The 26,781-nt window shown below is 66.3% G+C and carries 27 protein-coding genes; 20 read left to right on the top strand and 7 right to left on the bottom strand.

Annotated elements, in window-relative coordinates:
* Positions 1–67: 67 nt before the first annotated feature.
* A complete protein-coding gene (locus ON44_RS48480) occupies positions 68–490 on the top strand; it encodes an EF-hand domain-containing protein (protein WP_051182307.1) in 423 nt (140 codons plus the stop codon).
* A 158-nt stretch (positions 491–648) separates the two neighbouring features.
* Here ON44_RS48480 and ON44_RS21900 read toward each other — a convergent pair whose 3' ends face one another.
* Positions 649–1,425, bottom strand: coding sequence for a metal-dependent transcriptional regulator (locus tag ON44_RS21900; RefSeq protein WP_040692983.1), 777 nt, complete (start codon positions 1,423–1,425; stop codon positions 649–651).
* Between the two features lie 319 nt (positions 1,426–1,744).
* Between ON44_RS21900 and ON44_RS21895 the strand changes: the two genes are divergently transcribed.
* The 5 genes from ON44_RS21895 to ON44_RS21870 all read left to right on the top strand — a co-directional run bounded on the left by ON44_RS21895 (position 1,745) and on the right by ON44_RS21870 (position 8,946).
* The gene (locus ON44_RS21895) at positions 1,745–2,713 is read left to right on the top strand and encodes a bifunctional riboflavin kinase/FAD synthetase (RefSeq protein WP_083898052.1); all 969 of its coding nucleotides are present in this window, start codon (positions 1,745–1,747) and stop codon (positions 2,711–2,713) included.
* Positions 2,714–2,883: 170 nt separating this feature from the next.
* Positions 2,884–3,153 (top strand): 30S ribosomal protein S15, encoded by a 270-nt coding sequence (rpsO, locus tag ON44_RS21885; protein ID WP_040692977.1) that lies wholly within the window; start codon positions 2,884–2,886, stop codon positions 3,151–3,153.
* 567 nt (positions 3,154–3,720) lie between these two features.
* Positions 3,721–5,994: a polyribonucleotide nucleotidyltransferase gene (locus tag ON44_RS21880; protein ID WP_040692974.1), complete on the top strand. Its 2,274-nt coding sequence runs from the start codon at positions 3,721–3,723 to the stop codon at positions 5,992–5,994.
* A gap of 80 nt (positions 5,995–6,074) precedes the next feature.
* Positions 6,075–7,385 (top strand): M16 family metallopeptidase, encoded by a 1,311-nt coding sequence (locus ON44_RS21875; protein WP_051182306.1) that lies wholly within the window; start codon positions 6,075–6,077, stop codon positions 7,383–7,385.
* 61 nt (positions 7,386–7,446) lie between these two features.
* Positions 7,447–8,946 carry a tetratricopeptide repeat protein gene (locus ON44_RS21870; protein WP_040692972.1) on the top strand — a complete coding sequence of 500 codons (1,500 nt, stop codon included), beginning with the start codon at positions 7,447–7,449 and terminating at the stop codon, positions 8,944–8,946.
* A gap of 1 nt (position 8,947) precedes the next feature.
* Here ON44_RS21870 and ON44_RS21865 read toward each other — a convergent pair whose 3' ends face one another.
* Positions 8,948–9,277, bottom strand: a complete 330-nt coding sequence (locus ON44_RS21865) for an ArsR/SmtB family transcription factor (protein ID WP_040692970.1) — start codon at positions 9,275–9,277, stop codon at positions 8,948–8,950.
* Positions 9,278–9,356: 79 nt separating this feature from the next.
* On the opposite strand from ON44_RS21865, the gene ON44_RS21860 reads away from it, so the two are divergent.
* Positions 9,357–10,592 (top strand): MFS transporter, encoded by a 1,236-nt coding sequence (locus ON44_RS21860; RefSeq protein WP_281005284.1) that lies wholly within the window; start codon positions 9,357–9,359, stop codon positions 10,590–10,592.
* A gap of 11 nt (positions 10,593–10,603) precedes the next feature.
* Here ON44_RS21860 and ON44_RS21855 read toward each other — a convergent pair whose 3' ends face one another.
* Positions 10,604–11,143 carry a helix-turn-helix transcriptional regulator gene (locus ON44_RS21855; protein ID WP_040692968.1) on the bottom strand — a complete coding sequence of 180 codons (540 nt, stop codon included), beginning with the start codon at positions 11,141–11,143 and terminating at the stop codon, positions 10,604–10,606.
* Between the two features lie 124 nt (positions 11,144–11,267).
* Here ON44_RS21855 and ON44_RS21850 point away from each other — a divergent pair, with 124 nt between their 5' ends.
* From ON44_RS21850 to ON44_RS21840, 3 genes are all read left to right on the top strand, one after another.
* On the top strand, positions 11,268–12,131 hold the full coding sequence (locus ON44_RS21850; RefSeq protein ID WP_040692966.1) for an SDR family NAD(P)-dependent oxidoreductase: 864 nt from the start codon (positions 11,268–11,270) through the stop codon (positions 12,129–12,131).
* Positions 12,128–12,982 carry an SDR family NAD(P)-dependent oxidoreductase gene (locus ON44_RS21845; protein ID WP_063721603.1) on the top strand — a complete coding sequence of 285 codons (855 nt, stop codon included), beginning with the start codon at positions 12,128–12,130 and terminating at the stop codon, positions 12,980–12,982. The genes ON44_RS21850 and ON44_RS21845 overlap by 4 nt, the downstream gene beginning before the upstream one ends.
* Positions 12,983–13,116: 134 nt before the next feature.
* Positions 13,117–14,517 carry a pentapeptide repeat-containing protein gene (locus tag ON44_RS21840; protein ID WP_245567275.1) on the top strand — a complete coding sequence of 467 codons (1,401 nt, stop codon included), beginning with the start codon at positions 13,117–13,119 and terminating at the stop codon, positions 14,515–14,517.
* A 90-nt stretch (positions 14,518–14,607) separates the two neighbouring features.
* Here the strand turns inward: ON44_RS21840 and ON44_RS21835 are convergent, their stop codons facing one another.
* The gene (locus tag ON44_RS21835) at positions 14,608–15,006 is read right to left on the bottom strand and encodes a VOC family protein (protein WP_040692965.1); all 399 of its coding nucleotides are present in this window, start codon (positions 15,004–15,006) and stop codon (positions 14,608–14,610) included.
* Positions 15,007–15,252: 246 nt separating this feature from the next.
* On the opposite strand from ON44_RS21835, the gene ON44_RS21830 reads away from it, so the two are divergent.
* Positions 15,253–16,359 carry an alcohol dehydrogenase catalytic domain-containing protein gene (locus ON44_RS21830; RefSeq protein ID WP_040692962.1) on the top strand — a complete coding sequence of 369 codons (1,107 nt, stop codon included), beginning with the start codon at positions 15,253–15,255 and terminating at the stop codon, positions 16,357–16,359.
* Between the two features lie 81 nt (positions 16,360–16,440).
* Here ON44_RS21830 and ON44_RS21825 read toward each other — a convergent pair whose 3' ends face one another.
* Positions 16,441–16,896, bottom strand: coding sequence for a MarR family winged helix-turn-helix transcriptional regulator (locus tag ON44_RS21825; RefSeq protein WP_245567274.1), 456 nt, complete (start codon positions 16,894–16,896; stop codon positions 16,441–16,443).
* Positions 16,897–16,947: 51 nt separating this feature from the next.
* Between ON44_RS21825 and ON44_RS21820 the strand changes: the two genes are divergently transcribed.
* The 8 genes from ON44_RS21820 (at position 16,948) to ON44_RS21785 (ending at position 24,195) form a co-directional block, all read left to right on the top strand.
* Positions 16,948–17,367: a winged helix DNA-binding protein gene (locus ON44_RS21820; RefSeq protein ID WP_040692960.1), complete on the top strand. Its 420-nt coding sequence runs from the start codon at positions 16,948–16,950 to the stop codon at positions 17,365–17,367.
* 175 nt (positions 17,368–17,542) lie between these two features.
* Positions 17,543–18,289 (top strand): 4-hydroxy-tetrahydrodipicolinate reductase, encoded by a 747-nt coding sequence (gene dapB / locus ON44_RS21815; RefSeq protein ID WP_040693027.1) that lies wholly within the window; start codon positions 17,543–17,545, stop codon positions 18,287–18,289.
* Positions 18,286–18,804 carry a hypothetical protein gene (locus tag ON44_RS21810; protein WP_040692957.1) on the top strand — a complete coding sequence of 173 codons (519 nt, stop codon included), beginning with the start codon at positions 18,286–18,288 and terminating at the stop codon, positions 18,802–18,804. The genes dapB and ON44_RS21810 overlap by 4 nt, the downstream gene beginning before the upstream one ends.
* Before the next feature lie 539 nt (positions 18,805–19,343).
* Positions 19,344–19,796, top strand: coding sequence for a flavodoxin family protein (locus tag ON44_RS21805; RefSeq protein ID WP_040692956.1), 453 nt, complete (start codon positions 19,344–19,346; stop codon positions 19,794–19,796).
* 117 nt (positions 19,797–19,913) lie between these two features.
* Entirely contained in the window at positions 19,914–20,597 is a 684-nt protein-coding gene (locus tag ON44_RS21800) for a response regulator transcription factor (protein ID WP_040692955.1), read from the top strand.
* 89 nt (positions 20,598–20,686) lie between these two features.
* A complete protein-coding gene (locus tag ON44_RS21795) occupies positions 20,687–21,880 on the top strand; it encodes an ATP-binding protein (protein WP_245567273.1) in 1,194 nt (397 codons plus the stop codon).
* Positions 21,873–22,886, top strand: coding sequence for a DUF8320 family protein (locus ON44_RS21790; RefSeq protein ID WP_040693025.1), 1,014 nt, complete (start codon positions 21,873–21,875; stop codon positions 22,884–22,886). The genes ON44_RS21795 and ON44_RS21790 overlap by 8 nt, the downstream gene beginning before the upstream one ends.
* A 109-nt stretch (positions 22,887–22,995) precedes the next feature.
* Positions 22,996–24,195, top strand: a complete 1,200-nt coding sequence (locus ON44_RS21785; RefSeq protein WP_040692953.1) for a winged helix-turn-helix domain-containing protein — start codon at positions 22,996–22,998, stop codon at positions 24,193–24,195.
* Between the two features lie 5 nt (positions 24,196–24,200).
* Here the strand turns inward: ON44_RS21785 and ON44_RS21780 are convergent, their stop codons facing one another.
* Positions 24,201–25,178, bottom strand: a complete 978-nt coding sequence (locus ON44_RS21780; protein WP_040692951.1) for an alpha/beta hydrolase — start codon at positions 25,176–25,178, stop codon at positions 24,201–24,203.
* 64 nt (positions 25,179–25,242) lie between these two features.
* The gene (locus tag ON44_RS21775; RefSeq protein ID WP_040692948.1) at positions 25,243–25,689 is read right to left on the bottom strand and encodes a toxin-antitoxin system HicB family antitoxin; all 447 of its coding nucleotides are present in this window, start codon (positions 25,687–25,689) and stop codon (positions 25,243–25,245) included.
* A gap of 147 nt (positions 25,690–25,836) precedes the next feature.
* Here ON44_RS21775 and dapA point away from each other — a divergent pair, with 147 nt between their 5' ends.
* The gene (dapA, locus tag ON44_RS21770) at positions 25,837–26,745 is read left to right on the top strand and encodes a 4-hydroxy-tetrahydrodipicolinate synthase (protein ID WP_040692945.1); all 909 of its coding nucleotides are present in this window, start codon (positions 25,837–25,839) and stop codon (positions 26,743–26,745) included.
* The last annotated feature ends 36 nt before the right edge of the window (positions 26,746–26,781 follow it).

Genomic DNA, 26,781 nt, shown 5'->3' with positions numbered 1-26,781 from the left:
ATGCGTCAACTGGCACGGCGATCCGTACAGTGGGCGCGGTAGACAGTGCGACGAAGGCAGTGGGGCAATGAGTGGACAACCGGTCGATACGTTCGAGCTCTGGGACCGGGACGGCGACGGTCTGGTGTCGGTCGAGGACATAGTCACCGGAATCCGTTCGCTCGGACTGGAAGTCGATGACGAGGCGGTCGAGCGGATGGTCGCCGCCGCCGATACCAATGGCGACTTCCTGGTCTCCCGAGCCGAATTCGACGCCGCGCTGGTCGGCGGCCATATCGAGGTCACCGACGCAGATGCGGCCTTCACGGTCTTCGATATCAATGGCGACGGCAAGATCGCGGTCGAAGAACTCGAATCCCTGATCCGCCATGTCGGCGCCGGGCTGATCGATGAGCCCGCCGAATCGCTGCTTGCGGCGGCGGATACCGACGGGGACGGCTACCTGTCGCCATCCGAATTCCGTGCGCTGCTGAATTTCCTGTCGCGCTGACCGATTCGGCGCGCGAAATTTCTATGGGGCTTGACCTGTGCTAACTCCGAGGCCCAACGATGCGATAGGTGGGTATCGGAGTTGGTTCTTGCCGCGGACGCGGTGGCCGCGGCGGCGTGCGGTGGTGACAATGACTCGTCACCACTGGCACGCGATCGTCAGTCGCTGAGCCAGATGGCTTCGGCCGCAGGGCGGCCGAGATCGATGGTGCGGTCCCCGATGCGAATCGCGATGGTGCCCGCGAAGTCCCGGCGTTCCACCACGACGATCGGCGTATCGAGCGCGATACCGACCGAATCGAAGTAGCGCAGCATATCCGGATCGGCATCGGAAATTCGTGCGACATGGCCGGATTCGTCCGCGCGGAAATCGCTGAGCTGGCGAGCGGGCGGCGTCGGCACCGCACCGTCGACCGAGGGAATGGGATCGCCGTGCGGATCCCGGTCCGGATAGCCGAGTTTCGCGTCGATACGGGCCATCAGCAGCTCCGAGACCGCGTGCTCGAGCACCTCGGCCTCATCGTGCACCTCATCCCAGCCGTAGCCGAGTTCGTTGACGAGGAATGTCTCGATCAGCCGATGTCGGCGCACCATGGCGACCGCCGCGCGACGCCCGTGTTCGGTGAGGGTGATGGATCCGTACCGGGCGTGTTCGACGAGGCCTTGATCGGCGAGCTTGCGTACCGCCTCGGAGACGGTGGAGGCCGAGACGCCGATCCGTTCGGCGAGCAGTTTCGTCGATACCTTTTCCTGCGACCACTCTTGAGCGGTCCAGATGACTTTCAAATAGTCCTGGGCGACCGAGGTGAGCTCCGGCGCAATCGTCGCGGTGCTGCCGTGGGGGCCTGTGGTCTCGGTCGGCTGCGCTGCGGTGTCGGCCAGCTCGCGTCGGGTTGCGATGTCTCGTTTACCGGGCACATCTTCGAGCTTATGCATTGGACTCCCGATTCACACATTCAGACGCCTGAACACTCGGTGCCGTCGTCCGACAGCATCGGGACTACCCGTCGAGCCATCGGTTTCGCCTGGTCGGAGCGAGCTCGGGTCCGCCGGTGCTCGGTCGGCCCCGCCGCCAGGAGCCGATGCGGGCGACGGTGGATCCTGCTGCGCGAACAATCAGGGCCGCCGCTGCCTCGCAACCGTCGTCACCCAGCTGAACCCGCAATTCACCCCATGTACACACGGGCCTCGGGCCGGAGTGTGGATTGACACCTCCGAATACTGTTCGCCCCTCGTTTTGCGTAGGCTGCGGACTGTGCAGAGATGGCGGAGCCTCGATGACGTACCCGCGGACTGGGGGCGGTGCGTGCTCACGATCGGCGTATTCGACGGTGTGCATCGCGGCCACGCGCAGCTGATCAGCAGGGCCGTGAAGTCCGCTGCCGCGCGGGGTGTTCCGGCGGTGTTGATGACCTTCGACCCGCACCCGATGGAAGTGGTGCGCCCCGGCTCGCATCCGGCGCAGCTGACCACGCTCACCCGGCGCGCGGAATTGGCCGAGGAACTCGGCGTCGACGTGTTCTGCGTCATGCCCTTCACCCAAGAATTCATGAAGCTGACGCCGGGGCGCTACGTACACGATCTGCTGGTCGAGCGGCTACATGTGACCGAGGTGGTGGTCGGTGACAACTTCACATTCGGTAAGAAAGCTGCGGGCACCATCGAGACCATGCGTGAGCTGGGTGAGCGCTTCGGCTTCGAAGTCGACGGTGTGAAACTGCTCGGCGAGCACGCGGTCACCTTCTCCTCCACCTACATCCGCGCCTGCGTCGACGCGGGCGATATGGCCGCGGCCGCCGAGGCGCTGGGCCGTCCGCATCGGGTCGAGGGCGTGGTCGTGCACGGCGACGGCCGCGGCCGTGAGCTCGGCTTCCCGACCGCGAATATCGCACCGCCCATGTACGCCGCGATTCCGGCCGACGGTGTCTACGCGGGCTGGTTCACCGTGCTTGGTCCCGGCCCGACCATAGGCACCGTGACGCCGGGGGAGCGCGCGATGGCCGCGATCTCGATCGGCACCAACCCCACCTTCTCCGGGCGCGCGCGCACCGTCGAGGCCTACGTGCTCGACGGTGAGGCCGACCTGTACGGCCAGCACGTCGCGGTGGATTTCGTCGAGCATCTGCGCGGCATGCGCAAATTCGATTCCATCGACGAACTCCTCGAGGCCATGGCCCGTGACGTCGAGAACGCCCGCAAGGTCCTCACCGCCGCCGCCGACTGACCCTGTCGACAACGGATTCGCTCACGCGAATTCGATTCGTCATATCGAATTCGATATCAAACATTCGATCCGGTAAGGTGGATCCTCGGGTTTGCTGCGGTCCGCGGCGGCACCCGACCGGGTAACCGGAATCCTCGAGCGCGGCACTGAGAAATAGGAGTGGATGCCCCATGGCGCTGACCACCGAGCAGAAGTCGGCCATTCTCGCCGATTACGGCCTGCACGAGAAGGACACCGGTTCCCCGGAGGCGCAGATCGCGCTGCTGTCCAAGCGGATCGCCGACATCACCGAGCATCTGAAGAAGCACAAGCACGACCACCACACCCGCCACGGCCTGATGGCGCTGATCGGTCGTCGCAAGCGCCTGTCGAAGTACCTCGCCGACAAGGACATCCAGCGCTACCGTTCGCTGATCGAGCGCCTGGGTCTGCGTCGGTAACATTTTGCAGCGCCTGCGGCGCTGCGTGTTCGCGGCCCCCTGGTGTCTCGCGTCCGACCCTTTCGAGCGACCTGCAAGCAGTCGCTAGCGGCGCCGTCGAGACTCGCGACTGCGTCGCATGCGCTTCGACGACTCGGACACGAGACGGGCCGCGAACGTCGCTCGTAAGACTCGCTCCGTGATGGCGGGGTTGGGTGCGGAAGCACTCGACACGCTGCTGATCCGAGGCGGTCGATCAGGTAGCCAACGGGGAGAAGTACAATCTCCCCGTTGGCTATATGTGTATGAGGGGTATTTACTCCCCGTTTGCACGACAACATTGCACAGCCGTATGCACCCGCCTGCGTGGCGTCGGTCTTCGGTAGTGGCCTCCCGGCAGGCGAACAGTCGCCGGCGGGCTTCGATCGATGACCGCCTCCGCGTCGCCGTTTCCAAGGGGATTCGGCCGGGTGTGCGCGTCGCAGCCAGGAGGGTTGCCGCGCGTCCGTATCCGGTACGGCTGACGAGAGCTGGATCGCGCCCACCCGGCGCTTGATCCAGCGAAGACGAGAGGTTGAGAGCAGAAAAATGTCTGAAACAACTACATCTTCGGCCATCGAGGTCGAACCCGGTGTGTTCGAATCCGTTGCGCTGATCGATAACGGCACCTACGGAACCCGCACTGTACGCTTCGAGACCGGCCGTCTGGCCCGCCAGGCCGCCGGTTCGGTCGTCGCCTACCTGGACGACGAGACCATGCTGCTGTCCGCGACCACCGCGGGCAAGCACCCCAAGGATCAGTTCGACTTCTTCCCGCTGACGGTCGACGTCGAAGAGCGCATGTACGCCGCGGGTCGTATCCCGGGCTCGTTCTTCCGTCGTGAGGGCCGCCCCTCCACCGACGCGATCCTGACCTGTCGCCTGATCGACCGTCCGTTGCGTCCGTCCTTCGTCGACGGCCTGCGCAATGAGATCCAGGTCGTGGTCACCGTGCTGAGCCTGGACCCGAACGATCTGTACGACGTCGTGGCCATCAACGCCGCATCCGCGTCCACCCAGATCTCGGGCCTGCCGTTCTCCGGTCCGGTCGGCGGCGTGCGCGTCGCGCTGATCGACGGCCAGTGGGTCGCGTTCCCGACCGTGGAGCAGCTCGAAGGCGCGGTCTTCGACATGGTGGTCGCGGGCCGTGTTGTCGAGTCCGGTGATGTCGCGATCATGATGGTCGAGGCGGAGGCCACCGATAAGGTCATCGCGTTGGTCGAGGGCGGCGCGCAGGCGCCGACCGAGGCCGTGGTGGCGCAGGGCCTCGAGGCCGCCAAGCCGTTCATCGCCCGCCTGTGCAAGGCGCAGCAGGATCTGGCCTCGCTGGCCGCCAAGCCGACCGAGGAGTTCCCGCTCTTCCCGCCGTACGAGGCCGATGTCTACGAGGCCGTCGAGGGCACCGCCAAGCGTGAGCTGGGCGAGGCGCTGAGCATCGCCGACAAGCAGGAGCGCGAGGCGAAGATCGACGAGATCAAGCTCGCCGTGCTGGACCGCCTGGTCGACGACTTCACCGGTCGCGAGAAGGAACTTGGCGCGGCATTCCGCTCGGTCACCAAGAAGCTGGTACGCCAGCGCATCCTGTCCGACGGCTTCCGCATCGACGGTCGCGGGCTGGCCGATATCCGTGCCCTGTCCGCCGAGGTCGCCGTGATCCCGCGCGCCCACGGCTCGGCGCTGTTCGAGCGTGGCGAGACCCAGATCATGGGCGTCACCACCCTGGACATGGTGAAGATGGCGCAGCAGGTCGACTCGCTCGGCCCGGAGACCTCCAAGCGCTACATGCACCACTACAACTTCCCGCCGTTCTCCACCGGTGAGACCGGTCGCGTCGGTTCGCCGAAGCGTCGCGAGATCGGCCACGGCGCGCTGGCCGAGCGGGCGCTCATCCCGGTTCTCCCGAGCCAGGAGGAGTTCCCCTACGCCATCCGTCAGGTCTCGGAAGCGTTGGGCTCCAACGGTTCCACCTCGATGGGTTCGGTCTGCGCCTCGACCCTTTCGCTGCTGAACGCCGGTGTGCCGCTGAAGGCGCCGGTCGCCGGTATCGCCATGGGCCTGGTGTCGGACACCATCAAGAACGACAAGGGCGAGGATGAGGTCCGCTACGTCGCGCTGACCGATATCCTCGGCGCCGAGGATGCCTTCGGCGATATGGACTTCAAGGTCGCGGGCACCCCGGACTTCGTCACCGCGCTGCAGCTGGACACCAAGCTGGACGGCATCCCCTCGCAGGTGCTGGCCGGTGCGCTGAGCCAGGCGCACGATGCCCGCACCACCATCCTGGAGGTCATGGCCGAGGCCATCGCCACCCCGGACGAGATGAGCCCGTACGCACCGCGCGTCACCGCGATCAAGATCCCGGTCGACAAGATCGGTGAGGTCATCGGCCCGAAGGGCAAGGTGATCAACCAGATCACCGAGGAGACCGGCGCCAATATCTCCATCGAGGACGACGGCACGGTCTACGTCGGTGCGACCAACGGCCCGGCGGCGCAGGCGGCGATCGACCAGATCAACGCCATCGCCAACCCGCAGCTGCCGAAGGTCGGCGAGCGCTTCCTCGGCACGGTCGTCAAGACCACCGCCTTCGGCGCGTTCGTCTCACTGCTGCCCGGTCGCGACGGCTTGGTGCACATCTCCAAGCTGGGCAACGGCAAGCGCGTTGCCAAGGTCGAGGACGTGGTGAACGTCGGCGACAAGCTGCGCGTGGAAATCGCCGATATCGACAACCGCGGCAAGATTTCGCTGGTGCCGGTCGACGAGAACGCCGACGAGCCCGAGGCCGCCGAATCCGTTGATGCGGGCCAGGCGGAGACCGAGTAGTACTTGTCTCTGTGACGAAGAAGAAGACGGCAACCCCTCTGCTCCGCGGCGAGCAGGGGGGTTCGTCTCTGGAGCTGCGGATGGATCAGGTGCGCGGCACCGACGCGGGGGTACGGCGCACCGTACTGCCCGGCGGGCTGCGCGTGGTCACCGAACATGTGCCCGGCGTGCGTTCGGCTTCGATCGGGGTCTGGGTGGGGGTCGGCTCGCGCGACGAGGGACCGACCGTCGCGGGTGCCGCGCATTTCCTGGAACACCTGCTGTTCAAGGCGACTCCGACGCGTTCGGCGCTGGACATCGCGCAGGCGATGGACGCGGTCGGCGGCGAGCTGAACGCGTTCACCGCGAAAGAGCAGACCTGCTACTACGCCCACGTCCTCGACGAGGATCTGCCGCTGGCCGTCGATATGGTCTCCGATGTCGTACTCAACGGCCTGTGCCGGGCCGAGGATGTGGATGTCGAGCGGCAGGTGGTGCTCGAGGAGATCGCCATGCGCGACGACGATCCGGAGGATCTGGTCGGCGACGCATTCCTATCCGCGCTCTTCGGTGATCATCCGATCGGGCGGCCGGTGATCGGCTCCATCGAAACCATCGAGGCGATGAATGCAGCGCAGTTGCGCGGCTTCCATCTGCGGCGCTACCGGCCGGACCGGATGGTCGTCGCGGTCGCGGGCAATGTGGAGCACGACCACACCGTGGAATTGGTGCATCGCGCGTTCGCGCCCCGGCTCGACCCGACCGCCGAACCGGCCCGCCGTCGCGAGGGCCGCTTCCGGCCGCACAGCGCACCGGAACTGCACTGGAACCATCGCGACAGCGAACAGGCACATCTGGCCTTCGGCGTGCGCGCCTTCGGACGGCACGAGGGGGAGCGGCGCTGGCCGCTGTCGGTGCTCAATACCGTGGTCGGCGGTGGCCTGAGTTCGCGGCTGTTCCAACGTATTCGAGAGGAACGCGGACTGGCGTACTCGGTGTACTCCAGCGTCGACACCTTCGCCGATACCGGCGCGTTCTCGGTGTACATCGGCTGTCAGCCGGAAAACCTCGGGAAGGTGGCGACACTGGCGCGCGGGGTGTTGGAAGAGATTGCGGCCAATGGCATCACCGACGCGGAATGCGCGCGCGCCAAGGGCTCGTTGCGTGGCGGACTCGTGCTCGGCCTGGAGGATTCGGCATCGCGGATGAACCGGATCGGTCGCAGCGAACTGAGTTACGGCAACCACCGCAGCGTCTCGGAGACGTTGACACGCATCGATGCGGTGACCACCGATGAGGTTTCCGCGATCGCCCGGACCCTGCTGGCGCGGCCGTTCGCGGCCTCGGTGGCCGGACCGTACCGGCGCACTCGGGACTTGCCAGCCGCAGTGCGGCGATTGGTCGAGGACTGAGGTAGATCAATATGGTGGCCGGTGCGATTCGCGCCGGCCACCGATCCGATCGGGGGTGGATATGACGGGATCGGCGCTGGGGCGTGCCGAGGTGGCGGTCGAACTCGGACGGCTCGACGAGGCGCGCCGGATCATCGGCGCGGCCTTGGTCGAGCAACCGGACGATCCGGTGTTGCTGGAACGCATGGCCGACATCGCTTATCGACTCGATCAGACCGACGAGGCGCTGCGCTATGCGACCGCGGCGATCGCCGCCGATCCGGCGCGCATCGATGCGTACCTGACCGCGGCCCTGGCCTACGACGCCTACACCATGCGCGATGAAGCGCAACGGCACGCCCGCATGGCGACCCGGTTGGCGCCCGACAATGTCGCCGCCCTGCTGGTGCTGGCTCGGGTGATCGCCGATGCGGCGACCTCCGATAAACCGCGAGCCGAAGCCCGCGATGCTCTCGAACGGGCGACGCAACTCGCCCCCGCACATGCGGGTACACACGCCCACGCGGCGGAAACCTATCGGCGACTACATGATTCGGACGCGGCCCGACGCCACGTCGAGGCCGGTCTCGCCGAGGACCCGGCGCATGCCGATCTGCTGCAGACCCGCGCGCGGCTGGACCTCGAGAACATCGCGACCAGGGATAAGGCGGTCGCGACGCTGCGTGGACTGCTCGGCTCGAATCCGGGCGATGCGGGTGCACGTCGGCTGCTCGCCGAAATCATGTGGCGGGCGCTGATCAGGCTGGCGGCTTGGGTGTGGTTCTTCGCGGCCGCCGTGGTCTCCCTATCGATGTGGATTCCCACGGGTGGCATGCGGGTGCTGACACCGGCGCTGTTCGTGGGTGTCCTCGGTGCGTGGTTCGGCGTGTTCCGGAAGCTGAGTAGTCAGCTGCCGCAGGGATATATGCGCAAGCGGCTGCTGCGGCGGCCGGAAGCGTTGTCGGCGTTGGCGATCGGGCTGCTCTCGAGTTTCGTCGCCGATATCGGTGCGCTGGTATTGCGATCGGATTGGTCGGCCGGGGATGTGCGCGGCGGGTACGTCGTGGTGCTGGTCGGGGTGGTGGGTGCCGCGTTGGCGCATCTGCTGCTGTTCGGGGCGTGGGTCGTGCGGCGCGACGGCGAGTCGGATCGCAGTGCGGGGGAGGAGTTCGCGCTGTTGAGCGCGATCATCGTGATCGGTGGCGGGCTGCTGCTCGTCGGAATGCTTGCCGCGCTGCGGCATTGGGCCCGTCAGCCCGCGGCGTTCGGGGTGTTCGTCACGGTCGTAGGCATTGTCGTTGTGACATTGCTGCTCGAGATTCTGCTGGTGCAGGCGCTGGAGTACCGGTGGCGGATGTTCGACGCGTACGTCGGGGGCGTGCTGTTGGTCGCGGCGTTGATGGCGCTCGCGATCTGGTGGGGTTTGCAGCAGACCGCGACACAGACCTTCCACAGCGATGAGCACACTCCGGTGCCGACGGCCCCGAAATCACCGCCGACCGTTCCGGCCTACCACGTCACACCGCCGCCGATTCCGACGTTCCATTTCACGCCGCCGGTGCTGCCGGCACCCGCGGGTTGACTCAGTCGCTCTGGGCGCGGTTCGCCGCCTCGATGATCGAGGGCAGCAGGCCGGGCAGGGCATTGTCGAGGTCCTCGGAGCGCAGGCGCTGGCAGGTCTGCCCGTCGATAATCAGTCGCTCGATGACACCGGCTTCGCGCAGAATCTTGAAGTGATGGGTGGCGGTCGACTTGTTGATCACCTCATAGAGCGCACCGCAACGCACCGCGGTGCCCGCATTGCTCAGCCGTCGCACCATCTCCAGCCGCACCGGATCCTGTAGTGCGCCGAGCACGGCGGGTAACGAGGCGACCGGCGGCGCCTCGGTGGCCGATTCCTTAGTTTCGGTCATGATCTACCTCACAGTGGTTTGATGGTTATCGTACCGGCTGTATCGTCTACTGAAGTTCGATCATCATCAAACTTACCTGATCGGGGTTCCGATGGCAGCGACAATGACGGTGGCGGCCGACCAGCAGACCTCTCAGCGCTGGGCCTACGCGCTGATTCTGGCGGCGAGTGGGGTAGCGCTCGGCGTGTCCGGGGTGCCCGCGCCGCTGTACGGCATGTATCAGAAGGAATGGCATTTCACGCCACTCACGACGACCTTCGTCTTCGCGGTATACGCATTCGCGGCGCTGGCCGCGGTGCTGGTCTCCGGTCGTATCTCCGATGTGGTCGGTCGCAAGCCGGTGCTGCTCGGCGCATTCGCCACCCTGATCATCGGGCTGGTGGTGTTCTTGCTGGCCGATAATGTCGCGATGCTGTTGGTTGCGCGGGCGCTGCACGGGCTGGCGGTCGGCTCGACGGTGGTCGCCGGTGCCGCGGCACTGCTGGATCTGCGGCCGAAGCATGGTGCGCGGTCCGGTCAGCTCAGTGGCGTTGCCTTCAATGTGGGTATGGCCGTGGCGATTCTGGGTTCGGCATTGCTGGCGCAGTACGCGCCGCATCCGCTGCGCATGCCATATGTCGTCATCACGGTGGTGTGCCTGCTCATCGGCGTCGGTGTCATCGCATTGCGGGAACCACATACCGCTCGGATCGCCGGACGCATCACGATCGCGAAACCAGCGGTGCCGCAGGAGATTCGCGGTGACTTCTGGTTTTCCGCGCTGGGTGTGATGGCGGCCTGGTCGGTGCTGGGCGTGCTGCTGTCGCTGTATCCGTCGCTCGCCTCGGCGGAGACCGGCATCCACAATCTGGTCTTCGGTGGCGCGGTCGTCGCGTCGACCGCGGTGGCCGGCGCCACGGCTCAGCTGTTCGCGACCGGAATTCCGGCGCGGCGCGCGGCAATCGGCGGCGATACCGGCATGGCGGTGGCACTGGTGCTCACCGTGCCCGCATTGCACACCGGCAACTGGGTAGTGGTGCTACTGGCCGGAGTATTGCTCGGCGCGACCTTCGGACTCGGCTTCGGTGGTTCGCTGCGCCATCTGTCCGAGGTTGTGCCGCAACACAAGCGCGGCGAGACCATGTCGGCGTACTACCTGCTCGCCTACACCGCCATGGCGCTGCCGACCATCCTCGCCGGCTGGGCGGCCACCGAATGGGGGCTGAGCGAGGTGTTCCCATGGTTCGTCGGTGCGGTCGCCTTGGCTTGCCTGGTGGCGGCGGGGCTCGGACTGCGTCGGAATCAGGAAGCGAAAGTGCAAGGGGCGCAGGGGTAGCCGATTCGGCGCTACTCGTCTGGCGACTCCCGCGACAGGCGCGTTTTGGTCCAGTCCGCCCACTCGCCGAGGGCTGAGGACAGCCGGATTCCGGCCTCGGCGGCGATGCGCAGCGAATCCGTCTGCGGGCTTCGACCGTATTCGCCGCGGTCCTTGGCGGCGGCGATCTTGCGGTAGTTCTCCGCGAGGCCGTGGTAATAGGCAGCCTCGCGGTCGAGGTGCTCGGCCACCTGTTCGGGTGTCATCAGCCAGAAGAACACCGAACGCAGCAGCGGTTCCAGTCGGATGGTGTGATCGACCTCGGTTTCGGTCAGCCAGCGCCGGACCTCGGTCAGGCCCGCCTCGGTGATCCGGTAGTCCTTGCGTCCGCGCGGGCCCTCGGCGTCGACGGCGATGTATCCGTTCTCCTGTAGTTTGCGCAGCTCGCTGTAGATCTGTGGATGCCCGGCGGGCCAAACCGAACCCAGTACCTCATCGAATCGCTGGCTCAGATCCCACCCGCTTGCCGGGTTTTCGGCGAGTAGTCCCAGCAGGGCATGCCTCAGTGACACGGTTGATCACCCGCGTTGTGTTCGTGTGGACATGTTCCTGTTGACATGTCGATAGACATCTGAGAGGCTTCCTTCGCATTCACCTGTTCAAAGTAACATGTTGATTCGAACATCTGGAGGAGCCGTGCCGAAACACGGTCAGGGCAATGTCTTCATTACCGGGTCCACCGGCGGCATCGGCGCCGTGGTCACCGATCTGCTGGTCCGGCGGGGCTATACCGTATACGCGGGTGTGCACACTACGGTTCCCAGTCACGATTCCGCCGAAATTCGTTCGGTAACAATGGATGTCACCGATCCCGACAGCGTGGCACGCGCAGCTGCCGCAGTCGCCGCGCAGGTCGGAGGCGAGGGGCTGCACGCGGTGATCAACAACGCCGGAATTATCGTGCAGGGGCCGCTCGAGCTGGTAACGCCCGATCAGTTGCGCCACCAGTTCGACGTGAACACATTCGGGCCGGCCTATGTCTGCCGAGAGTTTCTGCCGCTGGTGCGCGCGGGCCGAGGCCGCATCGTCAATATCAGTGCGCCGACCGCCCGCATCCCGATACCGTTCATGGCGCCGATTTCGGCCAGCAAGGCGGCCCTGGCGTCGTGGTCGAATGCGCTGCGGCTGGAACTGTCCGCCTGGGGTATTCCGGTCGTCCTCGTTGAGCCAGGCGGCACCCGTACGGAGATCTTCTCCAAAGCGGAACTGAGTGCACAGCAAGCGATCTCCGACTCCAGTCCAGAGCGTGTCGCGCTCTACCGCAGCCAGCTCGACGCCGTCGCAGCGGCCGGTGAACGCATACAACTAGGTCCGGTCGAACCGGTCGCCCGAGCGGTAGTGAAGGCGGTGACAACGCGCAAGCCCAAGCGGCAGTACGCTGCGGGAACCGGAGTCCGTACTTTCGCGCTGCTGGCCCACCTCCCCGCATCGTTGCGCGAACGCGTGATCTCCGGCGCCTATGGGCTGCGCTCGGTATCTCCGGTGGTGGGTGCGGCATGAACGCATCGGTATCGCGAACCATTGTCTTTGTCGGGGCAACATCTGGAATGGGCAGGCACGCCGTGCGGCGACTGACGCACGACGGACATCGGTTGATCCTCATCGGGCGCGACCCGCGCCGCGCCGCCGAGTTGCGCGCCGAGTTGCCGGATGCCGCCGTGATCACGGCCGATGTCGCCACGGCGGCCGGAATCGACCGCGCCGCAGCACAGATCGCTCAGGTGACCGACACGGTGGACACGCTGGTGAACAACGCCGGAGTCATGGTGCCCGAGCGTGAGGTCACCTCCGAGGGCATCGAGCTGAACATCGCCGTGCACCACCTGGCGCCATTCTCGATGACCGGCGTTCTCCTTTCGCTATTGCAACGCGGAGCTGGGCGAGTGGTGAATGTCAATTCCGAGGGTCATCGTGCGGCGCTGTTCCACTCGGGTGCAATAGATCTCGACTTCGCCGACCTGGGCAGCGAACGCCATTACGATCCCTTCCTCGCCTATAGCCGCAGCAAACTGGCAAACCTGTTGTTCAGTTATGAATTACAGCGTCGGCATCCCGAATTGACCATCGTCGCACTGCATCCTGGAATGGTCCGCTCCGATCTCGGTCGGCGGTTCTCCCGCCTGCGTGTGGCACCCATGCACGCCATTTCGCTTCCGACGGCCAAGGGGGCGGCGCCGATCATCGAACTGGCCACCAGCAATGACATCGAAAGCGGTTCGTACTACAACAGATTCAAGCCCGTCAAGTCGTCACCCCAGTCTTACGACGCGGCTACCGCGCGGCGCCTATGGGAGGTGACCGAACAATTGCGCGGCCGGTTCGACCGGCAGCCGATTCCGGGTCGCGCGTGACCGATTTGTCGTGACCGCCGGATCGGTCACCCAGCCGCGCATCATGAAGCACGCGGACATCGAAAAGGTAAGGTGCGCAGGGCTAGCCGATCTTGTCGGTAGTCGACGAGCGACAACCCGGCTACCATGCGGTCATGCGATGGGGGCGGTTGGGCGACCGACTACACCGCGCGGCACTGTTGCTCGCGGTGTTGGGTGCGGTTGTCGGTGGATTGGTGATTGCGGGGCTGACCTGGTGGTTGTTGTGGTGGCTGCTGGGTGCGAAGTCCGAGACCCCGAATCAGTTGGACCTCACCAAGATCGCGCTATCGGTGGCGGCTGGTGTCGGTGGCGCGGTCGCATTGGTGGTGGCATACCGGCGGCAGCGGGATCTGGAGCGGGGGCGGTTCGCGGAGTTGTTCGGAGCGGCGGCGCGGCAGTTGGGGGATGCGGATGTGGCGGTGCGGATCGCCGGGGTTTATGCGATGGCGGGGGTGGCCGATGAGTTTTCCGCGCAAAGTCGAAGACAGCAGTGCATCGATGTGCTGTGTGGATATCTGCAGCTGCCGTACGAACCGGCCGATGGCGCGAATCATCTTGTCTCGCGGGCCGAATCGGCGGACGAAGCCGGGATCAAAGTCGAGCGGGTCTACCACTTCCGGCAGAACGATCGGGAGGTGCGTCGCGCCATCGTCCGCGTGATCGCCCAACACCTGAGACCATCTGCGGACATCCTGTGGTCGGCGTGCAACCTGACGTTCAACGGTGCGGTGCTGGAGAAGGTCGATTTCCGGGACGCGGTGTTCTCGGGGCGGCATACGTCGTTCGCCGGGGCAACATTCATCGGGCCCTCGACGTTCGAGCGCGTGCGGTTCGACGGCCACCATGTCACCTTCCGCGGCGCGACCTTCCGGGACGGCCCGGCGCTCTTCGAGCACGCGAAGTTCGATACCAACCGTATCGAAAAGCGCGAACCGGCAGGCAACGGCACCACCTTCGCCGATGTCACGTTCGAAGGTTCGGTGTCGTTCGAGAGCGCTCGCTTCCAAGGTCCGAGCACCAACTTCGGCGGCGCTCGCTTCCTCGGCACGCGAACCTCGTTCCAGGACGCGAAGTTCCAGGCGGACCTGACCTCGTTCGAGCGTGCCGCCTTCGATGGTGACCACATCGCCTTCGATCGCGCCGAATTCGCGAGTGCCCGTATCGCATTCAGAGACGCGCAGTTCTACGCCACGCTCACGGCCTTCGACGAGGCCAAAGTAGGTGCGTCCAATCGACTGCGGAACAGAGGCACCCGCGAAACGGACTTCGCGCGAGCCGAGTTCCACGGTGGCGTCAGGTTCCCGCGGACCGTGCTCGGCGGGCGCGTAATCGATTTCACCGAAGGCGACTTCTTCGGCGACATTTCCTTCGTCGGCACCCGTTTCGCCGCCCAGGAAATCCACTTCGATCGCCCGAAAGCCTGGGTGGGCACCCATTTCGATTGGGATGACGCGCCGACCCGCAAACCGGCCAGTGTCAAACCCAATCCCTGGCCGCCGGCCGCTGCGGTGTGACGCTCGGCCGACCCGTGCGAACAGGCCGGAGGGGCTTCTCGAACCAGCCGGTCGGGGCAGCTGCGGTTGGCGGCTGCCCCGACGGTTGCACTACGTTGGCCAACCGCCGTACGGGACGGTGATCAGCTCCAAGAAGTGGCCGCTGGGGTCGAGGAAATAGACGCCGCGACCGCCATCGTTGTGGTTGATCTCGTTGACGCCCTGTTGGCGCGGGTCGGCCCAGTGATCCAGTTTGTAGCGCTGGATCTTGGCGTAGGCCGCGTCGAACTCGGCCTCGGAGATCAGGAATGCGTAATGCTGAGGCTGGATTTCGGTGATGTGTTCCGGCACGTTCGCGAAGTCGAAGGTGACTCCATTACCCGTGGGAAGTGGGATGAACGGGCCCCACTCTTTTCCTAGTTCCAAACCCAGGATGTCCGACCAGAATTCGGCGGATACCCGATTGTCGCGACATCCGACAATGGTGTGATTGAACTGGACAGAGGGCATCGCGGAGCGATTCCTCGAGGGGTGGTGGTCGGGCGACGGGTGGGCCAGGGGATTTCTCCTTGTGTCGTGACGGTCCCGACCCCGGGCTCGGTACAAGGCGGCCTACGGGAGCACCGTCACGGGCGTCGAGGCTAGCGAATCACTACCCACCGTGCCACCCTGAGTGATCGGGACCATGTTTCCTCGACCGCGTGTCCGGCTGTGATCCGCTGCTCTGTCTGTGACGCTGCGCGGTAGCGTCGTGGAATGAAGATTCGAGGGGCGGTCCTGGAGCGGATCGCAGCGCCCACGCCGTTCGCCGAGTCGGCACCGATCACCGTCTGTGAGCTGGATCTGGGGGACCCGGGTCCGGGTGAGCTACTGGTGCGAATCGAGGCCGCGGGGCTGTGTCATTCCGACCTGTCGGTGGTGGACGGAAACCGGGTGCGACCGGTACCGATGCTGCTCGGCCACGAGGCCGCGGGCATCGTCGAAGCGATCGGTCCCGGTGACAGTGATCTCGCGGTGGGACAGCGCGTGGTGATGACCTTTCTGCCGCGCTGTGGGGAGTGTGCGGGCTGTGCCAGTGACGGCCGCACGCCGTGTGGGCCGGGCAGTGTTGCCAATAATGCGGGTGAGCTATTGAACGGTGGGCGGCGGCTGCACCGCGAGGGCGCGGAGGTGCACCATCACCTCGGCGTGTCCGCCTTTGCGACGCACGCCGTCGTCGATCGCCGATCGGTGGTTCCGGTCGATGCCGATGTGCCGCCGGAGGTTGCCGCGGTACTGGGCTGCGCGGTGCTCACCGGTGGTGGTGCGCTGCTCAACTCCGCGAAACCCGGTGTGGCAGATCGGATCATGGTGGTTGGGCTCGGCGGCGTCGGCATGGCGGCCGTGCTCGTCGCGGTGTCGCTCGGTGAGCATGAGGTGATCGCCGTCGATACCGTGCCGGAAAAGCTCGCTCTCGCGAAGGAACTCGGCGCGAGCGCCGCATATACACCGACCGAACTCGCGGAACAGGGCATCCAGGCGGATATCGTGGTCGAGGCAGCGGGCAATGTCCGCGCCTTCGAAACCGCTGTTGCCGCAACAGGACCCGGCGGTGCGACTGTTACCGTCGGACTGCCCGCCCCCGACGCGCGTGCGAGCATTTCGCCCCTCGCATTGGTCGCGCAGGGACGCACCATCATCGGTAGCTATCTCGGCTCGGCGGTGCCATCTCGGGATATTCCGGAGTACGTCCGGATGTGGCGCGAGGGTCGGTTGCCCGTCGAGAAGCTGGTTTCCTCGCACGTCGGATTGGACGAAATCAACCGCGCCATGGATGAACTGGCTGCCGGGCACGCGCTGCGGCAGGTCATTGTGTTCGATTAGCGCGGCGGTGTTTCGTCTTCTCTCCGGCCTGCGCGGTTGTCGCGGGGTGCTCGGCATGAAGCTGCTCCGGCGCGGCCGCTTTCAGGTGCCCGCTCCGGGGCTTTCGTCGAGGGCGTCGACGAATCGTCCGAGCAGGCGGGCGAATTCGGTGCGCTCACGGTCGGTCCAGTCCGCCATAGCGGCAGCCATGGCAGCGCGGCGGCCCGCGCGCGCCGCTGATACGGCGGCGTATCCGGCGGGGGTCAGTTGCAGGACGGCTCGCCTGCCGTCCTGCTGATCCGCCACCCGCTCGAGGTGGCCGGATGAAACCGCCTGGGCGACAAGGCGACTCGCGCGCGGCTGATCGACGCCCAGCGCGGGGGCCAGGGCTCCGACGGTGTCCGCGTTCGCCCCTGCCACCGCGTCCAGCACGCGGAACACCGCGATCGGGACCGGTGAACCCTTGCCCAGTGTCCCGCGGGTCTGCCGCCGCCGGATCCGCACCATCGCCGCTTCGACGGCCACGGTCACCGCATCGTGCTCTTCCAATCGAATCACTTCCATGTCATATTACATGTAGTTGTAATTCTACATGTAAGTGGAGGAGCCATGGCCGAGAAACGCATGATCGGGTACTTGCTGAAGGAGCTGGATCGACTGATCAATGAGCGATTCGAGGAGGACCTCGCTGCCGGCGGGCTGAGTCGCAGGCATTGGCAGATGGTCCATTCGCTGGCCGACGGCGCGCGTCCGGCCGCCGAGGTGCGCGATGGTCTCGCGCCCTTCTGGGAACACGACGGCGAATGGGAGGCGGAGCTCACCGGACTCGTGAATCGCGGCCTTATTGTCGACAACGCGGGCACGCTGGAGCTGACCGATGCGGGTCGCAGCGTTCACGACCAAGCCTTCGTCCGCATCGGCAAGCGCCGCCGCGCCATGGTCGAGGGCATCGCCGACGAGCGGTACGCCGAGACGATCCGAACGCTCGAGCAGATGGTCGCGAACATGTCGGGCGCGCAGGTCGCGTGAGCGCGCGTCGGCGAGTGAACCATCAGCACAGTGCGCCATCGCGCACGACGGAGCCGAGCGTCAGCGAGGCGCAGTCGTGCGCGGTCGGCCGCACGCCGCGGGAGGTCGGCGACCGCGGCGCGCGTCGGCTCGATAGGGTTGCGGTACGGAAGTGGAACCAGGAGGTGCGGTGGCGGTGACCATTCGGGTCGGAGTGCTCGGTGCGCGAGGGAAAGTCGGTCAGGCGATCTGTGCGGCGGTGCAGGCGGCCGACGATCTGGAGTTGGTCGCGACCGTCGACAAGGACGATGCACTCGAGTCGTTCACCGAGTCGGATACGCAGGTGGTCGTCGACTTCACCAATCCCGATGTGGTGATGGGGAATCTGAAGTTCCTGGTGGAACGCGGAATTCACGCGGTCGTCGGGACCACCGGATTCGATGAGGGGCGCCTCGACGAGGTGCGCGGCTGGTTGGCCGGGCGGCCGGAGACCGGTGTGCTCATCGCCCCGAACTTCGCCATCGGCGCCGTGCTGTCCATGCGGTTCGCCGAGCAGGCGGCGCGGTTCTTCGATTCGGTCGAGGTCATCGAACTGCATCACCCGAACAAGGTCGACGCGCCCTCGGGCACCGCATATCGCACCGCGGGCCTGATCGCCGCCGCGCGGGACAAGGCCGGAGTCGGCCGCAGCCCCGACGCCACCACCCAGGAACTCGAGGGCGCTCGCGGCGCCGATGTCGACGGCGTGCGGGTGCATTCGGTGCGCCTGGCCGGACTCGTCGCACACCAGGAGGTGCTCTTCGGCACCCAGGGCGAAACCCTCACCATCCGCCACGATTCCATCGACCGCTCCTCCTTCGCCCCCGGCGTATTGCTCGGCGTCCGTGAGATCGCCAATCGCCCAGGCCTGACCGTCGGGCTCGACCCGTTCCTGGATCTGTGACACAGGAACCGGTCCAGCCGGAAGACCAGGGCTCGGACACCGATGCGCGCGGTTCCGACGTCCGCAAGGTCGTCGCATTCGTCGCGGCCCTGGTCATCGTGCTCGGCTTCTACTTCGTGCTGCTCGGCCGTATCGCGCTCAGCCTCATCGGCTCCGGTGACCTCGCCGCCGTCGTCATCGGCATCGGCGTCCTGATCCTGCCGCTGCTCGGCGTCTGGATCGTCGTCGCCACCGTCCGTGCGGCCCTGGCGCACCAGCACCTGGCCCGCCGCATCCACGACGAGGGCCTCGAACTCGACACCTCGAAGCTCCCGCGCCGCCCCTCCGGCCGCATCGAGCGCGCCGCCGCGGACGAACTCTTCAACAAGGTCAAACAGGAATGGGAGGCCGACCCCGACAACTGGCGCGTCTCCTACCGCCTGGCCCGCGCCTACGACTATGCCGGCGACCGCACCCGAGCCCGCGAAACCATGCGCCGCGCAGTAGCCCTGGAAAAACTGGACCACACCTCCTGATCCATCGCCCCTCATTGGGGCACCCCGAATCCGGTCAGGCGATCACCATGCAATGGTGCACCCATACGCCGAGAAGCCCCCGCCACCAACCGGCCCCTGCACCTGGCCTGCCGGTGGTCATGTAGTGGTGGAGGTAAACGCGAGAAGGCTGCGCCATCAGTGCATTCTCATGGACTGATGTGTGCGTCATCGGGATACGTCCGGATGACGCCCGAATAGCTGGAATCGAAGGCAGTTCGCATCAAGCCCCTCAGGAACCGGCCCTCGAGCAAAGACCCCCACACAGAGCAGTCCCCGGTAGTCTCCATCGAATCCATGAGTTTCAGTCGTCGCTGACAGCTCCGATATTCGACTGGCTTGCCGGGGGCCTGGCCAGATCCTCGAAAGTGTCTCCCATGTTTTTGGACGTCTCCGCCGACAGTTCGGCACTTCCGGTTTTCTGGTGTAAACCTTTATTTTCCTCCTGCTTTTGTCGCCAGTCAATAGCCGGGCACCCTTGGATCCGACTCGAGTTCAAGGGCGGCAGTACGCTGCTGGATGTGCCACGGCTGCTGATCATTCATCACACTCCGTCACCGCATATGCAGGCGATGTTCGAGGCGGTTGTCTCGGGAGCGACGGATCCGGAGATCGAGGGGGTGGAGGTCGAGCGCAGGGCTGCTCTCGCGGTCACCGCGAGCGATGTGTTGGCCGCCGATGGTTATCTGCTCGGTAGCCCGGCGAATCTGGGCTATATGTCCGGCGCGCTCAAGCATGCGTTCGACACGTTCTACTACCCGTGTCTCGATTCGACGCGCGGTCGGCCGTTCGGCTTCTATCTGCACGGCAATGAAGGCACCGAGGGGGCCGAACGAGGTGTGCGAAGCGTGACCACCGGACTCGGCTGGGAGCAGGTCGCCGCGCCGGTCATCGTGATGGGCGCGCCCGGTAAGGCGGAGATCCAGCAGTGCTGGGAACTCGGCGCGACCGTCGCGGCGCAGCTCATGGGGTAATGCGCGTCCCCCGAATTTTGGTGTCTGACCGGTATCCGGCGGATCCGGGCATACTACGAGGCGACGTTGAAGCGGCGGGGATGTGACGAGTTTGCTCGGGAACGGAGTATCGAGGTGATGTGGGCCGAAGGGGGCGAAACAGCACCGCGCCGGATCGGGCTGGTCGAAGACCACGAATCGGTGGCGATCGGGCTTGCCGCGATGCTGGCGCCGGAACCCGATCTCGATCTGGTGCTGACGGCGGGGACCGTGCCGGAACTGCTTGCGGCGGCGGCGAATAGTGCCCCGCTGGACTTGGTCGTTCTCGATCTGCGACTGGCCGACGGATCCTCGCCCGAAGACAATGTGCGCGCGCTGCGCAACCGCGGCGTCGAGGTCCTCGTATTCACCGGCGCCGATAACGCGTTCCTGGTGCGTGCCGCGGCGAAGGCCGGTGTGCTCGGCGTGGTGCGCAAATCCGAGGATGTGCCGACGGTGGTCGCGGCGGTGCGCCGCGCCGCCTCGGGTGAGCAGGTGGTGACCACCGACTGGGCGGCCGCCATCGACGGCGATCCGCAACTGTCCGACGTTGGTCTGAGCCCGCGCCAGGAAGAGGTACTCACCCTCTATGCCTCCGGTGAGAAAGCTTCCCGCGTCGCGCGGCTGACGGGTCTGTCCGAACAGACCGTCAACGATTATCTGGGGCGCATCCGGCAGAAGTACGCCGATGCGGGTCGTCCGGCTCCCACCAAGACCGACCTCTACAAGCGGGCGGTAGAGGACGGATGGCTACCGGTTCCCGAGCGGCATCCCCGCGGATGACCGCGTCCAGCGCGCTGGACACCTCAATAACCACTGCGAGCTCCGCCGACCCGTTCCGGGCGAGTCGGTGGCGCCGTGGGCGGACCGCGGTGTCCAGGGAGAAGATTATCGAAGCGGCCTCGGATCGCATTCTGCGCCGAATGGGCCTGGCCGTCGGAATCGCCGGTGTGATCGTCGCGATCGTCGAATTACCCGACATCGCCGACCAGGCCAAATTCGTCTCCGGCCCGTGGGCGAGCCTGGTGGTCGGCGTGGCGCTCGGCTGGTTCCCGGTGCTCGCGGTCGTCTCGTTCACCATGGGCCGCAGGGCGATTCGCGTGGTGGCCGGTGCGGCCGCGCTGAGTTATCTTGCGGCGCTTACGACCATGCCGTTCATCTATGCCGTGCCGTTGACCGACACCACATCGGTGTGGATGTATCGGGTGATCGCGCTCGGCGTGCTGGCTGCCGTATTGGCCTGGCGTCCCGCGCTGGCCACCGGCTATCTCCTGGTCGGCGCTGCAACCGCGGCGCTGGCGAACCGGTATGTGTTGCCCGATGCGACGGCCTGGTCGCTGATCGGCGATTTCGCCAGGGCCGCCGGCCTGTGCGCACTGTTCCTGTGGTGCTGCGTCTACGCACTCGCGGCGGCCGCGCGGGTGGACCGGGAATCGGTGATCGCGAGCCGCCGCGCGGCCGCCGTGGCCGGGGCTGCGGCACGGGATCGCGAGCGTGCCCGCTTCGCCGCATTGATCCACGACGCGGTGCTGTCGACCCTGCTCGACGCCTCGCGGGCGGGTGCCGAATCGCCGGTGCTGCGTAGTCAGGCCGAACGCACGCTGGAACAACTCGACGAATGTCGTGGCACCAATACCGAACCCGACCGACTGGACGCGCAATCGGCGATCGGCTTCCTGCGCTCGGCTATCTACGAGGTGAATCCGGGTATCCGATTCACCGCGCGCCGCTGGGCCGGACTCGATGACCTGCGCCTGCCGGTACACGCGGCGGGCACCATCGCCGCCGCCCTGGCCGAGGCGGCGCGAAATAGTCTGCGCCACGCCACCGTTGCGGGCCGCACCGTGCAGCGCACCGTCACGGTGACGATCAGTGCGGGCGGAATCCGTGTCGTATTCCGTGATGACGGAGCGGGTTTCGATCTGGACCGAGTGCCCGCCGATCGGCTCGGCGTCTCGGTCAGCATCCTCGGCCGGATGCGTCAACTGGCCGGTGGCGCCGGATTCGTGGAATCCCAACCCGGGGAGGGGACCACGGTGACCTTGGTCTGGGGTGGCGATGGCTGATACCGATAACGAATTCGGCCTGCGCGATCTGCTCGGGCTGCGGGACCGGTCGGCCTGGCTCTTCCTGGTCATCTTCGAGGCCACGATCCTGCTGTACATGGTGCGCAATTTCGCCGAATCACCGCTGCTGCTGGCCGCGACCGCGCTGGTGTTGGTGGCCGGTGCCGGAGTGCTGGTCCTGGTGATCCCGGTCGATCCGCTGCCGCTGCCCGCCGCCATCGCGGTGGCTGCGGCCGGTCCGATCGCGGCGGCGCTGACCACCGTGGGTATCGACCACGGCATGTCCACGCAGGTCTGGACCGCATTCGCTTCGTCCTATGTGCTCGCGGTGCTGGTGGTCCGCGGCCGGCTGGGTGTGGCGTGGTGCGGTGTCGCGGGCATCGCGGCGGTGATCGCGGTGGTCGGTGCGACGAACGGCCTGCGGGTGGTGGTCGGATCCATCGTGCCAATCGCCACGGTGGCCGGAGTCTCGATCGGTGCGGCGGTCATGCGGCCGATGCAGCGCTCGCTGCGGCTGCTGCGCGAGGAGGCGACTATGCGCGCGGCCGCCGAGGCGACCATGGCCGCGCAGAACGGCGAACGGGATCGGCAGCTGGCTCGGCTCGACAAGGTGGCCAGGCCGATCCTGGAACGCATCGCCGACGGCGCCGAACTCACCGCGGGCGAACGCGAAGAGTGCAGACTGCTGGAGGCCGAACTCCGGGACGGTCTGCGCGCACCGCAATTGATGACCGACGAACTGAGCAGCGCCGCCCGCGGAGCGCGTTCGCGCGGGGTCGAGGTGGTGCTGCTCGACGACGGTGGATTCGCCGGGGTGCCGAAATGGGTGCGCCAGCAGGTGATCGAATCGGCGACCCGGGAATTGGATGCCGCCAATGCCGGTTCGGTGACCGTGCGGGTATTGCCGATGGGTCGACGGGTATTGGCGACAGTTCTCGCGAACGCACCGGATCGGGATCGGCGCACCGAGATCGATACCGCGGGCGCGGTCAGCGTTTCGACGTAGCCGTCACGAGTTGCCACCCGGCTGATCGGCACAGCGCCCGGTCACCGGATGCCTGCGTTCGCCGGTACGACGGCTCAACCTGTCGGTGCGGCATGGCATTGTTCGGTCCATGCGGAAGATGAGTGCGCTGGCCGCGCGTCGGACGGCGCTGGCCGCGCAGGGTTTCGGGCGGCGCAAACCGGTCGCGCCGACCCGGCGGACGGTCCTTGACGTGCTCGGTAGAACCCAACTGCTGCAACTGGATTCGGTATCGGCGGTGGTGCGCGCGCACTACGCGCCGGTCTTCAGCCGGATCGGCGGTTACGACCGAACGGTGCTGGACGATGCCGCCTGGAGCAATGGTGTGCGCCGCCCGCGGCGGCTGGTCGAATACTGGGCGCACGAGGCCGCACTGATCCCGGTCGAGGACTGGCCGCTCATGCGCTGGCGGATGCGGAAATACGAACACGGGCGCTGGAGCGGCATGCGCCGGGTGACCGAACGCAATCCCACTCTCGGCAAGGACATTCTCGACGTCATCACCGAGGTCGGTGCCGCCACCGCCGGCGAAGTGGAGCGTCACCTCGAGCTGGACAAGCCGCGGCCCAAGGGCTCGTGGTGGAATCTCAGCGACACCAAGATGATCTGCGAGGCGCTGTTCGCGGCGGGCGCACTCTCGGTCGACAAGCGGGTCGGGTTCACCCGCCACTACGACCTGGCCGAGCGAGTGATCCCGCCGGAGATATTGGCGCGCAATGTATCCGAGGCCGAGGCGGTGCGGGAATTGGTGCTGCGCGCGGGCGCCGCACTCGGCGTCGCGACCGAGACCGACCTGCGCGACTACTACCGCCTGCACCGCTCACAAACCGAACCGGCCATCGCGGAGTTGGTCGATGCGGGAGAGCTGGAACCGGTCGAGGTAACCGACTGGGGTAAACCCGCCTATCTGCGCGCCGGTGCCTCGACACCGCGCCGAATCGAGGGTGCGGCCTTGCTGTGCCCCTTCGATCCGCTCATCTTCTTCCGGACCCGCACCGAGCGGATCTTCGACTTCCACTACCGGATCGAGATCTACACACCGGAACCCAAACGGGTGCACGGGTATTACGTGTTCCCGTTTCTCCTGAACGGACAACTCGTGGGACGCGTCGATCTGCGTGCCGAGCGTGCGTCCGGCAGGCTGCTGGTGCCGGGTGCGTTCGCCGAACCGGGCCACAGCACTCCCGAGACGGCGCGGGCACTCACCGACGCGCTGCGTGAAATGGCCGACTGGCTCGAACTCGACGAGGTGGTGATCGGCGATCGCGGCGATCTCGCACCGCTGTTGTGAACTGCTCAGGCCGATTTCGGTTTCCGCGCGGACTGCGATTGCACTCGCGCCACGAACTGCTCGACGTTATCGAGTGCGTCGTCGGCCTCCGGCAGCAGCCGATACGGCAGCTGGAATACATGGAACATGCCCGGCCACGTCTGGACCTCGCAGTCACCGCCCGCCGCGCGCAGCGCCGCGCCGTATGCTTCGGCGTCCGCCGACAGCACTTCGGCGGCGCCCGCCTGCAACAGGATCGGCGGTAGATCCGGCCCGACCGCACCGAGCACGTTCAGCCGCGGGTCGTCGAAATGGTCCGAGCCGGTATAGAGCTCGGTCAGCTTCCGTGCCGCCCGCACTCGCATAAAGGCGTCATCGACGTGCGGTTCGCGCTCCCGCGACAACGTCCAGGTCGAGTCGACCAGCGCCGAGAACCCGACCACAGCCTTCGGCTGCGTGAGCCCCAACTCACGCAGCTGCACACACAACCCGAGCGCGAGATGGCCGCCCGCCGAATCACCCATGACGACGATGTCCTCGGCCGCATGTCCGCGAGCGAGCAACCAGAGATAACCGTTGAGCGTGTCATCGTGGGCGGCGGGAAACCTGTACTCCGGCGCGCGGCGATAGTCCAGGCTGAAGGCCGGGCGGTCCAACCGCCGCGACAGCTCGCTGACCAGGCCACGATGAGTTCCCGGAGTGCAGCCGACATAACCGCTGCCGTGCAGGAAGTAGAGCACGGGACGGCCCGGTTCGGGCGCCACGCCGACCCACTCGCCCCGCAACCTGCCCCGGGGTCCGGTCACATCGATCGCCTTGTGCGGCAACGTTCGTGCGAATCCAGCGGTGCAGGCCAACAGCAGCACGGCGCGAGCGAGCAGCGCACCGGCTCGAACCGGTAGCAGCGGCGAAAGCAGTTGCGGACCGCGGACGACAACCTTGGCTGCCAGGCTCAGCCCGCGCCCGGCGAGCGACGGACGGCGGGCGTGATCGACGTTGACCATGGTCCGATTGAATCAGCCACCGACTCTGCTTGCAATAGTTAGCGGTACTCGAAGTAACTTCAAGTCAGATGTCGCGCTTGGGTCCGTATCCGCGCATCTGGTCGCGCACCGCACCGCTGACGGCATTCGACAGCCACGAGTTCAGCGAAACCCCGCTGGCCGCAGCGGCTTCCTCGGCCTTGGCCTTCAATTGCTCGACCATCCGCAGGGTGACTCGGCTGATATCGCCGGTCATTTCCTCGATCGTCGGATGCTCGTTTTCCGCCGCCGGATTCTTTCGGACGTCGACGGTCGCATTGGTGCCATCCACCGAGACGTGAACTGTGCGGTCGCCGAGCTCTGCGCTGACCTCCGCTGCGAGGTCCGATAGCGCCGCGAGCAGCGCCAATCGTGCCGAACTCTCGGTCGCGGCGGCCAGGGCAGCGGCGGTGGCCTGGGTCTTTTCGTCGCCGAGCGCGGCGGCCGCGATGAGGTCCTCGCGTAGCTGCGCGGCGTATTTGCTCAAATCCATGACATCAGTGTGACGCCATTCGTGGCGTCACACAAGGGTGGATTTGACATCATGATCGGGAACTGGGAGGTGAATCACTCGCCGTGGCAGGCCGTTCGGCGATGAGGGTGTCGAGGCTGTTCCCGGGAGCGGGTAGCCTTTCTGACCATGACGAACGGTGAATCGACGCCTACGGAGCTGCGCGCGTCCGGCACGGTAGGTGTCGCGATGGTGACCCCTTTCGGTGCCGACGGCAAGCTCAATGTCGATGCCGGGGTCGCACTCGCGGCCCGCCTGGTCGACCGCGGCGTCGATTTGCTGGCGATTTCCGGTACCACCGGGGAATCGCCGACCACCACCGAGTCGGAGAAGGCGGATCTGCTGCGCGCCGTCGTCGATGCCGTCGGCGCTCGCGCCACCGTGATCGCGGGCGCGGGCACCTATGACACCGCGCATTCGATCGAACTCGCCCGCAATGCCCAGCGTGCGGGCGCGCACGGCCTGCTCGTGGTGACCCCGTACTACTCCCGGCCCACCCAGGACGGCCTGATCGCGCATTTCACCGCCGTCGCAGATGCCACCGACCTGCCGGTCACCCTGTACGACATTCCGCCGCGCTCGGTGGTTCCCATTGCCAGCGACACCATTCGCAAACTCGCCGAACATCCGCGCATCGTCGCGGTCAAGGATGCCAAGGGGGATCTGAACGCGGGCGCGGATCTCATCGCGAATACCGATCTGGCCTTCTACTCCGGTGACGACGCGCTGAACCTGCCGTGGCTGTCGGTCGGCGCGACCGGATTCATCAGTGTGATCGGACATCTCGTGCCCGAGCGGCTGCGTGCCCTCCTCGAGGCCTACACCGCGGGTGACGTGGTGCGCGCCCGCGAGATCAATGTGGGCATGCTGCCGTTGAACGCCGCGATGTCGCGACTTGGTGGCGTCGCGATGAGCAAGGGCGGGCTGCGGCTGCTCGGCGTGGATGCCGGCGAACCGCGCCTGCCGCAATTGATGCCGACGACCGAACAACTCGATGCCCTCGCCGCCGACCTTCGGCTGGCAGGGGTGCTTTCATAAGGAGTGAGCGAATCAGAATCACCGCATTGTCAGACA

It is taken from the genome of Nocardia vinacea NBRC 16497 (assembly GCF_000308835.1).
Classification (GTDB): domain Bacteria; phylum Actinomycetota; class Actinomycetes; order Mycobacteriales; family Mycobacteriaceae; genus Nocardia; species Nocardia vinacea.
This window is presented reverse-complemented; position numbering and strand designations above follow the sequence as displayed.